The sequence below is a fragment of the Serratia sp. JUb9 genome (genome assembly GCF_014298095.1).
GTDB classification, from domain to species: Bacteria; Pseudomonadota; Gammaproteobacteria; order Enterobacterales; family Enterobacteriaceae; genus Serratia_B; species Serratia_B rhizosphaerae.
Genome location: NZ_CP060416.1, coordinates 3,889,791 through 3,902,583 on the forward strand (window position 1 = coordinate 3,889,791; position 12,793 = coordinate 3,902,583).

The window sequence follows — 12,793 nt, forward strand, 5'->3', positions numbered from 1 at the left end:
AGATTTCGCGTCTCAGCCAGGCGGCAACGGCGCAAATCCCCGGGAGCTGACATCAGTCAGTGACCGGGGTGCGCGCCAGCAGCCAACAACGCTGAGGCGCGAAAGATTCAGGGGATTAAGGGCGATACACTTTAATATTGGTATACCCCTGCTCCAGCAGATACAGCGCCTGCAGGCGGCTCATCACGCCGCGTTCACAATATAGCAGGTAGGTTTTGCTCTGATCCAGATCGCCGAACTGGGTGCCCAGCTTGTAGAACGGCAGCGGTTTCACCTCAACCTGCTCCAGCTGCAGCGGCTTTTCGTCCTGTTCGTCCACCGAGCGGATATCCAGAATCACCTGATCGGCATTGAATGCCGCCACGGTTTCTACTTCCGTGACCTGTTCCTGGGTTTCGCTGGCGATGGTGCGGATATCCACGTTGCGCGCTTCGCGCACGACCCGCTCGAGGATCTCGAAATCGAAGTTGCCTTCTTCTTCTTCGATCTTCGCCTTCACCGCTTTTACCGTCGGGCTCTTGGAGATCACCCCGCAATATTCCGGCATGGTTTTGGCAAAATCTTCGGTGCCGATCTGGCGCGCCACGTTGATGATGTGCTCTTTATCGTGGGAAATCAGCGGACGCAGGATCAGCGTATCCGACGCGTTATCGATCAGACGCAGGTTGGTCAGCGTCTGGCTGGATACCTGTCCCAGCGCTTCGCCGGTAACCAGCGCCTGCACGCCATAGCGCTCCGCCACTTTGGACGCGGCGCGTACCATCATTCGCTTGAGCACCACGCCCATCTGGCCGTCGTCGACTTTTTCCAGAATTTCGCCCACTACCGGCTCAAAATCGATCGCCACGAAACGCACCTTGTGCGAGCTGCCGAAGCGGTTCCACAGATAATGCGCCACCTGCTTGACACCGATCTCATGCGCGGCGCCGCCCAGGTTGAAGAAGCAGTAGTGCACCCGGCAGCCGCGACGCATCAGCATATAGCTGGAAACGCCGGAGTCAAAACCGCCGGAGATCAGCGACATCACGTCTTCCTGGGTACCGATCGGGTAGCCGCCGATACCTTCGCGGCGCGCTTTCACCATCATCAGTTTGTCATCTTCAATCTCAAGATTGACGGTCACCTGCGGATGGTTCAGTTTGACCCGTGCGCTCTCTATATGCTGGTTCAGGCCGCCGCCGACGTAACGCTCCACGTCCTGAGAACTGAAGTCCTGCTTGCCGCGGCGCTTCACGCGCACGCAGAAGGTCTTGCCTTCCAGCCGTTCGCGATAGGTTTCCAGCGTCTGCTCGAAGATATGGTGAATATCGGTGTAGGCGCGGTCTTCCACTTCCAGAATATGGTGGATACCGGGGATGCGCGTCAGCGCGTCGGCGATCGCCGGACGCTGGTTTTCATCTTTGGCGCGGACTTCAATAAAGTCCCAGTGCCGGACCACCGCCAGGTTTTCATCATACTGCTTCAGGACATTACGAATGTTGGTGGTAAGAATCTTTATGAAGCGCAAGCGCACAGATTGACTCTTGATGGTGATTTCCGGGAACAATTTAATGATAAACTTCATGGCGGTCTTTATGGTCAGATAAAATTAACGGGGCGCAGTATATCACTTTCTGATGAAGCTCTGCGCACAAAACCACACGAGCACGCCATGATTTGCTAATCAAGATCCGCTAGGATAGGCTCTGGCCCCTCGGTTCACCTGATGACGTAACAAGAAAATTATGCCGAAAAAACCCGCACAATCAGACAGTACAGAGCAAAATGTCAGTTTTGAACACTCCCTGACCGAACTGGAAAGCATTGTGACGCGCCTGGAAGCGGGCGAATTGCCGCTGGAAGAGGCGCTCAGCGAATTTGAGCGCGGCGTACAGCTGGCGCGTCAGGGTCAGCAAAAACTGCAGCAGGCGGAACAGCGCGTGCAAATTCTGCTGAACGACAGCGACGACGACGATACCGCATTAACGCCTTTCACCCCGAACGCCGAGTAATGATTGATGTCTGACTTCAACAGCCAGCTACAAAGCTATCGTCAGCGCGCCGATCGCGCCCTGCTGGACTTTATCGCCCCGCTGCCGTTTAACGACGGCCGGTTGGTGGCAGCCATGCGCTATGGCGCCCTGCTGGGCGGTAAGCGTCTGCGCCCGTTCCTGGTGTATGCCACCGGCGAGATGTTCGGCGTGCCGTCGGACAACCTCGATGCGCCGGCGGCGGCGGTAGAATGTATCCACGCCTATTCTTTGATCCATGACGATCTGCCGGCGATGGACGACGACGACCTGCGCCGTGGCCAGCCTACCTGCCACCTCAAATTTGATGAAGCCAGTGCGATTCTGGCCGGCGATGCGCTGCAGACGCTGGCCTTCTCCATTCTGGCCGACGCCGAGATGCCGGATGTCGCAATGCGCGACCGCCTGGCGATGGTGTCGGAACTGGCCGGCGCCAGCGGCGTGGCCGGCATGTGTGGCGGTCAGGCCTTGGATCTTGCTGCAGAAGACCGTCAGATTAATCTGGAAGAACTGGAGCAAATTCACCGCCACAAAACCGGTGCGCTGATCCGCTCAGCCGTGCGTCTGGGCGCGCTGGCGGCGGGCGAGCCGGGGCGTGCGGCGCTGGCCGAACTGGATCGCTACGCGGCGGCCATCGGCCTGGCGTTTCAGGTTCAGGATGACATTCTCGACGTCATCGGCGACACTGCAAAAATAGGAAAACGCCAAGGCGCCGATCAGCAACACGGAAAAAGCACCTATCCCGCGCTGCTGGGCCTGGACAATGCCAGGGCCAAAGCCCGGGATCTGTATCAGGAAGCCTTGAGCGCTCTGGATACGCTGGCGGCGCAATCATACAACACCGCATCATTGCGCGCGTTGGCCAGCTTTATTATTGAACGCGACAATTAACGTGTGACGTTATCGCCATTTAACGCCGCCGCGGCCCCGACGCTGCGGCCGTTGCGCGATGGCATACCTCTGATATGAGTATCGAATGAGTCTTGATATAGCCAAATACCCGACGCTGGCGCTGGCGGAAAACCCCGAGGAACTCCGCTCGCTGCCAAAAGAAAGCCTGCCGAAGCTGTGTGATGAGCTGCGGCAATATCTGCTGGACAGCGTCAGCCGCTCAAGCGGCCACTTTGCTTCCGGGCTGGGTACCGTCGAACTGACGGTGGCATTGCACTACGTTTACCACACGCCGTTCGACCATCTGGTGTGGGACGTCGGCCATCAGGCCTACCCACATAAAATTCTGACCGGACGCCGCGACCGCATTTCGACCATTCGGCAAAAAAATGGCCTGCACCCTTTCCCGTGGCGCGATGAGAGTGAATACGACGTCTTGTCCGTCGGCCACTCCTCCACCTCGATCAGCGCTGGCCTCGGCATGGCGGTGGCGGCGGAGCGCGAAGGCAAAGGCCGCCGCACCGTCTGCGTGATCGGCGATGGCGCCATCACCGCCGGTATGGCGTTCGAAGCCATGAACCACGCCGGCGATATCGATCCGGACATGCTGGTGATCCTGAACGACAACGAAATGTCGATTTCCGAGAACGTCGGCGCGCTGAATAACCATCTGGCGCAGCTATTGTCCGGCAAGCTCTACTCCACGCTGCGCGAGGGCGGCAAGAAGGTGTTGTCCGGCCTGCCGCCGATCAAAGAACTGGTCAAACGCACCGAAGAGCATCTCAAAGGGATGGTGGTGCCGGGCACGCTGTTCGAGGAGCTGGGCTTCAACTATATCGGCCCGGTCGACGGCCACGACGTGCAGGCGCTGGCCACGACGTTGAAGAACATGCGCGATCTGAAAGGGCCGCAGCTGCTGCATATCATGACCAAAAAGGGGCGCGGCTATGCCCCGGCAGAAAAAGACCCGATCAGCTTCCACGCGGTGCCAAAATTCGATCCGGCCAGCGGCACGCTGCCGAAAAGCGCCGGCGGCCTGCCGACCTATTCCAAGATCTTCGGCGAGTGGCTGTGTGAAACCGCCGCCAAAGACGACAAGCTGATGGCAATTACCCCGGCAATGCGCGAAGGCTCCGGCATGGTGCAGTTCTCACGCGACTATCCGCAGCAGTATTTTGACGTCGCCATCGCCGAACAGCACGCGGTCACCTTTGCCGCCGGCCTGGCGATCGGCGGCTACAAGCCGGTGGTGGCCATCTACTCCACCTTCCTGCAGCGCGCTTACGATCAGGTGATCCACGATGTGGCGATCCAGAAGCTGCCGGTGCTGTTCGCCATCGACCGTGGCGGCATCGTCGGCGCCGACGGCCAGACCCACCAAGGGGCGTTCGATCTCTCTTTCCTGCGCTGCATCCCCAATATGGTGATCATGACGCCAAGCGATGAGAATGAGTGCCGCCAGATGCTGTACACCGGCTACCACTATCAGGACGGCCCGAGCGCGGTGCGCTATCCGCGCGGCAGCGGTACCGGCGCCGCTCAGGAACCGCTGACGTCACTGCCGATCGGCAAAGGCATCGTACGCCGTGAAGGGGAAAAGGTTGCCATTCTCAACTTCGGCACCCTGATGCCGGAAGCGCAGCTGGCCGCCGAGGCGTTAAACGCCACGCTGGTGGATATGCGCTTCGTGAAGCCGCTGGATGAGGAGCTGGTGCTGGAGATGGCCGCCAGCCATGAGCTGCTGGTCACGCTGGAAGAAAACGCCATTATGGGCGGCGCCGGCAGCGGCGTAAACGAGCTGCTGATGGCGAAACGCCGTCTGGTGCCGGTATTGAATCTCGGCCTGCCGGACAGCTTTGTCCCGCAGGGCAGCCAGGAAGAGATCCGCAGCGACCTCGGCCTGGACGCCGCCGGTATCCAACGTCAGATAGAAGACTGGCTGGCTGAATAATCAATAAAGGGCGCCACAAGGCGCCCTTGTTTTATCTCAGAACAGAGCGACGGGCCAGTGATGCCCCAGCAGGTAGATCATCCCTGCGGCGATCACGCCGGCGACGATATCGTCGATCATAATGCCCATACCGCCGTGCACATTGCGGTCAAACCAGCGGATCGGCCAGGGCTTCCACATATCCAGAATGCGAAATAGCACGAAACCAACGGCGACCCAGCGCCAATCATTCACTGGCAGCGCCATCAGCGTGATCCACATACCGACAAACTCATCCCAGACGATACTGCCGTGGTCGTGCACGCGCATGTCTTTCGCCGTCTGGTGGCACAGATAGACGCCGATACAGATGCTGAACATCACGATCAGCGAATAAAGCTGCCACGGCAGCTGTATCAGCAGCAGCCAGAACGGAATAGCCGCCAGCGATCCCATCGTACCCGGCACCACCGGCGACAGTCCGCTGCCGAAACCGGTCGCCAGCAGATGCCAGGGGTTGCTCATGCGCAACCGGCGTTTTGCTTCATCCACGCGGATTTCCCTATTTGCTGCTGAAATGGTCGAAGCCCCGCCAAGGCAGCTCCACCGCTTCATGATCACGGAAGAATTTGACGCCTTCCGCTTCCGGGCCAATCTGACCAATACAGGTGTAGTCGGCGCCCAGATGGCTCAGCGCCACGTCCAGCGCACCGCGGTTGATCTCCGGCACCGTGAAGCACAGTTCGTAATCTTCACCGCCGGTTAACGCCCAGCGCAGCGCTTGTTCGCTGTCGGTATGCTCGGTCAGCGCCTGCGACAGCGGCAATTCGTCCAGATCGATGCGCGCGCCGCACTGGCTGGCGGTTAACAGATGCTGTAAATCAGAGATTAAACCATCGGAAATATCGATCGCCGCGCTGGCCAGATCGCGCAACGCCTGCCCCTGCAACACCCGCGGCTGCGGACGCAGATGACGGGCCAGCAGATAATCGCGCGCCGTCATATCATCCACCGCCAACCGCTGTTGCAGCAACGCCAGCCCGGCGGCGCTGTCGCCCAGCGTACCGGTCACATAGATCCAGTCGCCGATACGCGCGCCGTCGCGGCGCAAAGCCCGCCCCGCTGGCACCAGGCCGTTGATGGTCAGGGTCATGCTGAGCGGCCCGCGCGTAGTATCACCGCCGATCAGCTGCATGCCGTAGTAATTCAACTGCTCAAACAACGCGTCGCTAAAGGCTTTCAGCCACGCTTCATCCACCTCTGGCAGCGTCAGGGCCAGCGACAACCAGGCCGGATCCGCGCCCATGGCGGCCAGATCGCTCAGGTTTACCGCCAGGGCTTTGTAACCGAGATCGCCCGGATCGATATCCGGCAGGAAGTGCACCCCGGCAACCAGGGTATCGGTGCTGATGGCTAAAAGCTGTTTTTCTGCCACTGTCAGGAGTGCGCAGTCATCTCCAATGCCCAACTGTACGTCCCGGCGCAAACTCTTGAACCGGTCAAAATAGCGGGCAATAAGGTCAAATTCGCCGCATGCCATGGTAAATATTCCAATAAAGAATCGCTGTGCTGACAAGCCGGCTCGCAGCAATATGTTCAGCGGCCAGGGCCTGCAGCCCGTGGTTAGCAAATGATTTTTATGGGCGTGAGATATGCCCTAACGTGCAATGACAGTGTTGAACAAACGCCGAAATAAAATGGGCCGCAGAGCGGCCACATCATTTATTTTTTCTTGCGGATGTGAGGCGCCGCTTTATCCAGCACGCCGTTCACAAATTTGTGACTATCTTCGGCGCCGAACACTTTCGCCAGTTCGATCGCTTCGTTAATTGCCACTTTGTAAGGGACATCTTCACGCATTTTCAGCTCAAACAGCGCCACGCGCAGAATGGCTTTTTCCACCTGGCCCAGCTCTTCCAGCTGGCGAGACAGGTAAGGCGTCATCAACGCGTCCAACGTACCCGCATTCATCGCCACGCCGGACAGCAGCTCGCGAAAATAGGCGACGTCAACGTCTTTGACGTCCTGCTCCGTCAGGAACTGTAATTCAACATCGGCAATGTCGTTTTTAGACAACTGCCAAGAGTAAAGCGCTTGAACAGCGCACTCACGAGCGCGGCGACGAGCAGCAGGTTTCACGGAATTCCCCTTAACTAAATTCAGGCTTTAACAGCTTTAATAACATTAATCATTTCAAGTGCGGTCAGGGCGGCTTCTGCGCCTTTGTTGCCCGCTTTGGTGCCGGCACGCTCGATCGCCTGTTCAATGCTTTCGGTGGTCAATACGCCGAAAGTCACCGGGATCTCGCTGCTCAACGCCACGCTGCCCACGCCGGAGCTGGCTTCGCCCGCCACATATTCAAAGTGCGCGGTGCCCCCGCGGATCACGGTGCCCAGTGCGATAATGGCATCGTATTTGCCGGTGTTGGCCAGCACTTTTGCGGTCAGCGGCAGCTCGTAAGCGCCCGGCACCCAGACAACGGTGATATTGTCGTCTGCAACCTGGCCAATACGTTTCAGCGCGTCGATGGCGCCTTCCAGCAGGCTGTCGTTGATGAAATTGTTAAAACGTGCAATTGCGATCGCCACACGAGCATTAGGAGTAGCAACAACACCTTCGATAACTTTCATGGACTTTCCTTAAAAATGGGTTCAATACCCCGCAGGGGGGCGGATTCTATCATATTCTTTGGCCGCCTGCGCGGCGCTTTTTGCAAAGCCGCCAGGCAATCACTGTTTCGCCGTCAGGCGCAACCGCAAATCGGGACCGACCTGCCGCACGTCGCTGAACACGAACTCCGGTGCCTCCGCCAGCCGTTCCAGGCCAGGCAGGTGACACAGCCCGCGGGCATTATCGCCGAGCAACTTCGGCGCAACGTACACAATCAGCTCATCCACCAGCCCGGCCTGCAGCAACGCGCCGGACAGCTGCGCGCCGGCCTCGACCCAGACGGAGTTCACCTGGCGCTTGGCCAGCTGCATCATCATCACCACCAGATCGATACCGCCACCGTGCGCCGACAGCGTCAGCTGCTCCACGCCTTCCGGCCACGCCTGCTGGTCAGGCTGCAGCCGCGCCAGCCAGGTCGCGCCCGGCTGCTGCACCACCCGGTGCTGCGGCGTGACGCGGTTCTGACTGTCAAGAATAATGCGCAGCGGCTGGCGCAGATTGTCACGCGGGTAGCGGCGCTGCGTATCGGCGTCCAGCTCATCCCAGCGAACGGTCAGCGAAGGGTCGTCCGCCAGGACGGTGGCGCTGGTGCTGAGGATCGCCGCGCTTTCCGCCCGCAGACGCTGCACGTCACGGCGCGCCTGCGGCGAGGTAATCCACTGGCTTTCGCCCGACGCCATCGCTGTGCGCCCGTCAAGCGACGCCCCCAGCTTCAGCTGCACATAGGGAAAACCGGTGCGCATCCGTTTGAGGAAACCGCGGTTCACCGCTTCGGCCTCCGCCAGCATCAGGCCATGGCTGACGTCGATGCCCGCCTGCTGCAGGCGGTACAGACCGCGCCCCGCCACCTGCGGGTTCGGATCCTGCATCGCCGCCACCACGCGGCTGACGCCGGCATTGATCAGCGCATCGGCGCACGGCGGCGTACGGCCGTGGTGGCTGCAGGGTTCCAGCGTGACATAGGCGGTCGCGCCGCGCGCCAGTTCCCCGGCCATACGCAATGCATGCACTTCCGCATGCGGTTCACCCGCACGTAAATGGTAGCCTTCGCCGACGATCTTGCCATCGCGCACGATCACACAACCGACGTTGGGGTTCGGCGCCGTGGTAAAACGGCCCAGGCGCGCCAGTTCAAACGCGCGCGCCATATACAGTTGATCGTTAGGCATCAGCAATCCTGTCAGTCTTGCAGTTTGGCGATCTCTTCGCCGAACTCGCGGATATCTTCGAAGCTGCGGTACACCGAGGCAAAGCGGATATACGCCACCTTATCGAGCTTTTTCAGCGCGTCCATCACCAGATTGCCGACCATTTTGGTCGGCACTTCGCGTTCGCCGGTGGCACGCAGTTGGGATTTGATATGGTTGATGGCGTTCTCGACGTCATCGGAACTGACCGGGCGTTTTTCCAACGCCTTCAGCATGCCGCGACGCAGCTTGTCTTCATTGAATGGCTCGCGGACTTCATCACTTTTAATCACCCGCGGCATGACCAGTTCGGCCACTTCAAAGGTGGTAAAACGTTCGTTGCAAACCAGGCACTGGCGGCGACGGCGCACCTGCGATCCATCGCCGACCAGACGGGAATCTATCACTTTGGTATCAACAGCAGCGCAAAAAGGGCAATGCATAACAGGTCCTGATAAGCGTTCTCATAATGACGCACAGTTTACCCCGAACTTTCACCATAACAAAGGGTACCGGGCATTTGTTGCCACGCACTGACGAAACGTGCTTCACGCCCCGGCGATACTCTGCGTCAAACATGACTTTCCGGCACATTCCGACTAAGCTGATAACAGGAGTCATTGAATAGGGAATCGCCGCCATGACAATCAGTTATCCTAAAGTCTGCCTGCTTACCGCCCTGATTTTGCTTGCCGGCTGCGCGCAAAACCGCGACGTGCCGAACCTGCGCAACCAGGTCGGCGAGCTGAGCCAAAAAGTCACCACGCTGACCGAACAGGCTACGGCGCTGGAACGCCAGAAACAGCTGAACCAAGGTTCGACCAGCGGCGTCTATCTGCTGCCCGCCGCCAACACGCCGGCACGACTGCAGAGCAATATCGGCGAACTCAGCGTCGCGCTGGATCGGGTAAAAAGCGAAGCCAACGGCTCGCAGGCGGTGCTGCATATCCGCACGCTGTCCGGCAAAGCGCTGCCCGCCTTCAAGGCGATGGTGGAGTGGGGACGGCTGGATGACAACGGCCAGTTGCAAAATGCCGGCGCGCTGTCCCAGCCGATTCAAAACGGCGACTCGCTGCTGGCGAAAACCACGCAAAGTTTCGAGCTGCGCTTCAGCGACGTCACCCCGGAACAGCTGGGCTATATCCGCCTACACAGCGTTGAGCCGCTCACCGCCGAAAGCCGTTAACTCAGCCGCCGGCAACCGTGCATAAAAAAAGAGCGCCAACCGGCGCTCTTTTATTCCGCTGAACGTACAGCAGATTAAGGCAGGATAGAAGGCTGATCGGCGCCCTCTTTCTCCACTTTCTGCTGCAGCATGTGTTCGCGTTTCATTCCCAGTTTCAACGCCAGCGCAGAGGCGACGTAGATAGAGGAAATGGTACCGATGGACACGCCGATCAGCATCGCCAGCGAGAAGCCATGCAGCATCGCGCCGCCGAAGATATACAGCATCAGCACCACCACCAGCGTGGTGCCGGAGGTCATCAGCGTACGGCTCAGCGTCTGGGTCAGCGACACGTTGACAATTTCGTAAGGCGTACCGCGGCGAATCTTGCGGAAGTTCTCACGAATACGGTCTGACACCACGATGCTGTCGTTCAGCGAGTAACCGATAACCGACATCAGGGAAGCGATGATGGTCAGGTCAATCTCGATATGGAACAGCGACAGCACGCCGAGGGTAATCACCACGTCGTGCGCCAGCGCGATAACCGCACCGGCCGCCAGGCGCCATTCAAAGCGGAAACCGACGTAGATCAGAATCGAGATCAGCGCCACCAGCAGCGCCATGCCGCCGGTCTGCGCCAGTTCGCTGCCCACACTCGGGCCGACGAACTCGATACGCTTCACGGTCGCATTCTTATCCACCGACTCATTGATCACGCCGATCACTTTGTTGCCCAGTTCCTGGCCCGCATTGCCGGTAACCGGCGGCATGCGCACCATTACATCGCGGCTGCTGCCGAAGTTCTGGATAACCGGGTCCTGGAACCCGGCCTTTTCCAGCGTATCGCGCATCAGGTCAAGGTTTGCCGGCTGCTCCAGGTTGATTTCAATCACCGTACCGCCGGTGAAATCCAGTCCCCAGTTAAAGCCGCGCACCGACATGATGGCGATAGAGGCGATCAGCACCACAATCGAGATGCCGAAAGCCAGATAGTCCCAGCGCATAAAGTCATAGACTTTACGGCCGTAGTTGAGTTGCTCAACAGTATAATCCTGTGCCACAACGCACTCCTCAGATAGACAGCTTGTTAATGCGTTTGCCGCCGTAAAGCAGGTTGACGATGGCACGGGTACCGACAATCGCGGTAAACATGGACGTCGCCACGCCGATCGCGGTGGTAATCGCAAAGCCTTTAATCGAACCGGTGCCCACTGCGTACAGAATAATCGCGGTGATCAGCGTCGTGATGTTGGCGTCGATAATACTGGAGAACGCGCCTTTATAGCCCTCATGGATCGCCTGCTGAACGGAACGCCCGTTCTTCAGCTCTTCCTTGATACGTTCGTTAATCAGTACGTTGGCGTCAACCGCCACCGCCAGCGTCAGAACGATACCGGCAATCCCCGGCATGGTCAGCGTTGCGCCCGGCAACAGCGACATCACACCGACAATCAGCACCAGGTTAACCACCAGCGCGCTGGTCGCAATCACGCCGAATTTACGGTACCACACCACCATAAACACGATGGACGCCACCAGGCCCCACAGGCAGGCTTCCAGGCCCTGTTCGATGTTCTGCATCCCCAGGGTCGGGCCGATGGTACGCTCTTCCACGATCTGGATCGGCGCAATCAGCGCACCAGCACGCAGCAGCAGCGACAGCTGACGTGCTTCGTTCGGGTTGCCGATACCGGTAATGCGGAAGCTGTTGCCCAGACGCGACTGAATGTTCGCCACGTTGATCACTTCTTCCTGCTTCACCAGCACCGCACGGCCGTTGGCGTCTTTCTTGCCGCTGTCCTTATATTCCACAAACAGGGTCGCCATCGGCTTGCCGATGTTGTCCTTGGTGAAGTTGGACATCGAGTTGCCGCCGGCGCTGTCCAGCGAGATGTTAACCTGCGGCTGGTTGTACTCGTCCATGGTCGAGGTGGAGTCGGTGATATGGTCACCGGTCAGAATCACGCGCTTGTACAGCACGATCGGCTGGCCTTCACGGGTGTTCTTCACTTCCGAATCGCCCGGCACGCGGCCGTTGGCCGCTGCGGTGGCGTCAACGTTGGTGTTAACCAGACGGAACTCCAGCGTCGCGGTAGCGCCCAGAATCTCTTTGGCGCGCGCGGTGTCCTGGATGCCCGGCAGTTCAACCACGATGCGGTCAGAACCCTGACGCTGCACCAGCGGCTCGGCGACGCCCAGTTGGTTGACGCGGTTACGCAGGATGGTGATGTTCTGCTGCACGGCATATTCGCGCGCTTCGCTCAGACGCGCATCGGTCAGGGTGACCTTCATGACGTTGCTGCCGTTAGAGGAGAACACGTAGTCGCGCTGACGCGGCGTCATATAGCTGATAGCCCGATCGCGCGCGTCGTTATCGCGGAAGCGAACCTCAACGCCGTTGTTGTCCAGCTTGCGGATAGACGCGTAAGGGATGCCCTTTTCACGCAGGTCGCTGCGCAGGGTGTCGATGGTCTGTTCCTGCAGCTTGCTGAGCGCGGTATCCATGTCAACTTCCATCAGGAAGTGCACGCCGCCACGCAAATCAAGGCCCAGTTTCATCGGCTCGGCGCCCAGCATGGACAGCCAGCGCGGCGTCGCCGGCGCAAGGTTCAGCGCCACGACGTACTTATCGCCCAGCGCCGACATCAGGGCTTCACGCGCCCGCAGCTGAACGTCAGGATCTTTAAAGCGAGCCAGGATGGCGCCTTCTTCCAGCGCGATCGACTTGCTCTCGATATGGTCTTTTTCTAATACGGTACGGACCTGGTCCAGCGTAGTTTCACTGGCGGCGACACCGCGCGCGCCAGTGATTTGTACGGCCGGATCCTCACCATAAATGTTGGGAAGCGCATAAAGCAGACCGACGGCGATCACCACGATCAGCATCAGATACTTCCACAAAGGATAACGGTTTAGCACGGCAATTCCCTTCGGGAAA

13 protein-coding genes are annotated in these 12,793 nt (G+C 59.1%); 4 read left to right on the plus strand and 9 right to left on the minus strand.

Going from position 1 to position 12,793, the window contains the following annotated elements; genetic code table 11:
• Positions 1-115: 115 nt before the first annotated feature.
• Positions 116-1,564 (minus strand): tRNA uracil 4-sulfurtransferase ThiI, encoded by a 1,449-nt coding sequence (gene thiI / locus HF675_RS18385; RefSeq protein WP_105230005.1) that lies wholly within the window; start codon positions 1,562-1,564, stop codon positions 116-118.
• A 160-nt stretch (positions 1,565-1,724) separates the two neighbouring features.
• On the opposite strand from thiI, the gene xseB reads away from it, so the two are divergent.
• From xseB to dxs, 3 genes are all read left to right on the plus strand, one after another.
• Positions 1,725-1,991 (plus strand): exodeoxyribonuclease VII small subunit, encoded by a 267-nt coding sequence (gene xseB / locus HF675_RS18390; protein ID WP_105230004.1) that lies wholly within the window; start codon positions 1,725-1,727, stop codon positions 1,989-1,991.
• Between the two features lie 6 nt (positions 1,992-1,997).
• Positions 1,998-2,900 carry a (2E,6E)-farnesyl diphosphate synthase gene (gene ispA / locus HF675_RS18395; protein WP_105230003.1) on the plus strand — a complete coding sequence of 301 codons (903 nt, stop codon included), beginning with the start codon at positions 1,998-2,000 and terminating at the stop codon, positions 2,898-2,900.
• An 85-nt stretch (positions 2,901-2,985) separates the two neighbouring features.
• Positions 2,986-4,851 carry a 1-deoxy-D-xylulose-5-phosphate synthase gene (gene dxs / locus HF675_RS18400; RefSeq protein ID WP_105230002.1) on the plus strand — a complete coding sequence of 622 codons (1,866 nt, stop codon included), beginning with the start codon at positions 2,986-2,988 and terminating at the stop codon, positions 4,849-4,851.
• 36 nt (positions 4,852-4,887) lie between these two features.
• Here dxs and pgpA read toward each other — a convergent pair whose 3' ends face one another.
• The 6 genes from pgpA to nrdR form a co-directional block, all read right to left on the minus strand.
• On the minus strand, positions 4,888-5,382 hold the full coding sequence (gene pgpA, locus HF675_RS18405; protein WP_105230001.1) for a phosphatidylglycerophosphatase A: 495 nt from the start codon (positions 5,380-5,382) through the stop codon (positions 4,888-4,890).
• Between the two features lie 10 nt (positions 5,383-5,392).
• Positions 5,393-6,370, minus strand: coding sequence for a thiamine-phosphate kinase (gene thiL / locus HF675_RS18410; RefSeq protein WP_105230000.1), 978 nt, complete (start codon positions 6,368-6,370; stop codon positions 5,393-5,395).
• Positions 6,371-6,552: 182 nt separating this feature from the next.
• Positions 6,553-6,969 carry a transcription antitermination factor NusB gene (gene nusB, locus HF675_RS18415; RefSeq protein WP_105229999.1) on the minus strand — a complete coding sequence of 139 codons (417 nt, stop codon included), beginning with the start codon at positions 6,967-6,969 and terminating at the stop codon, positions 6,553-6,555.
• 20 nt (positions 6,970-6,989) lie between these two features.
• Positions 6,990-7,460: a 6,7-dimethyl-8-ribityllumazine synthase gene (ribE, locus tag HF675_RS18420; RefSeq protein ID WP_015671170.1), complete on the minus strand. Its 471-nt coding sequence runs from the start codon at positions 7,458-7,460 to the stop codon at positions 6,990-6,992.
• A gap of 99 nt (positions 7,461-7,559) precedes the next feature.
• Positions 7,560-8,669 (minus strand): bifunctional diaminohydroxyphosphoribosylaminopyrimidine deaminase/5-amino-6-(5-phosphoribosylamino)uracil reductase RibD, encoded by a 1,110-nt coding sequence (ribD, locus tag HF675_RS18425; protein ID WP_187043546.1) that lies wholly within the window; start codon positions 8,667-8,669, stop codon positions 7,560-7,562.
• Between the two features lie 11 nt (positions 8,670-8,680).
• A complete protein-coding gene (gene nrdR, locus HF675_RS18430; RefSeq protein WP_021180191.1) occupies positions 8,681-9,130 on the minus strand; it encodes a transcriptional regulator NrdR in 450 nt (149 codons plus the stop codon).
• A gap of 197 nt (positions 9,131-9,327) precedes the next feature.
• On the opposite strand from nrdR, the gene HF675_RS18435 reads away from it, so the two are divergent.
• Positions 9,328-9,873 (plus strand): DUF3251 domain-containing protein, encoded by a 546-nt coding sequence (locus tag HF675_RS18435; RefSeq protein ID WP_105229997.1) that lies wholly within the window; start codon positions 9,328-9,330, stop codon positions 9,871-9,873.
• Positions 9,874-9,947: 74 nt separating this feature from the next.
• Here the strand turns inward: HF675_RS18435 and secF are convergent, their stop codons facing one another.
• Entirely contained in the window at positions 9,948-10,916 is a 969-nt protein-coding gene (gene secF, locus HF675_RS18440) for a protein translocase subunit SecF (RefSeq protein WP_105229996.1), read from the minus strand.
• A gap of 10 nt (positions 10,917-10,926) precedes the next feature.
• On the minus strand, positions 10,927-12,774 hold the full coding sequence (gene secD / locus HF675_RS18445) for a protein translocase subunit SecD (RefSeq protein WP_111737635.1): 1,848 nt from the start codon (positions 12,772-12,774) through the stop codon (positions 10,927-10,929).
• Between the last annotated feature and the right edge of the window lie 19 nt (positions 12,775-12,793).

Coding starts and splice junctions, on each gene's coding strand:
- thiI (WP_105230005.1), bottom strand. CDS start 1,564: ATGAAGTTTATCATTAAATTGTTCCCGGAAATCACCATCAAGAGTCAA.
- xseB (WP_105230004.1), top strand. CDS start 1,725: ATGCCGAAAAAACCCGCACAATCAGACAGTACAGAGCAAAATGTCAGT.
- ispA (WP_105230003.1), top strand. CDS start 1,998: ATGTCTGACTTCAACAGCCAGCTACAAAGCTATCGTCAGCGCGCCGAT.
- dxs (WP_105230002.1), top strand. CDS start 2,986: ATGAGTCTTGATATAGCCAAATACCCGACGCTGGCGCTGGCGGAAAAC.
- thiL (WP_105230000.1), bottom strand. CDS start 6,370: ATGGCATGCGGCGAATTTGACCTTATTGCCCGCTATTTTGACCGGTTC.
- ribE (WP_015671170.1), bottom strand. CDS start 7,460: ATGAAAGTTATCGAAGGTGTTGTTGCTACTCCTAATGCTCGTGTGGCG.
- ribD (WP_187043546.1), bottom strand. CDS start 8,669: ATGCCTAACGATCAACTGTATATGGCGCGCGCGTTTGAACTGGCGCGC.
- nrdR (WP_021180191.1), bottom strand. CDS start 9,130: ATGCATTGCCCTTTTTGCGCTGCTGTTGATACCAAAGTGATAGATTCC.
- HF675_RS18435 (WP_105229997.1), top strand. CDS start 9,328: ATGACAATCAGTTATCCTAAAGTCTGCCTGCTTACCGCCCTGATTTTG.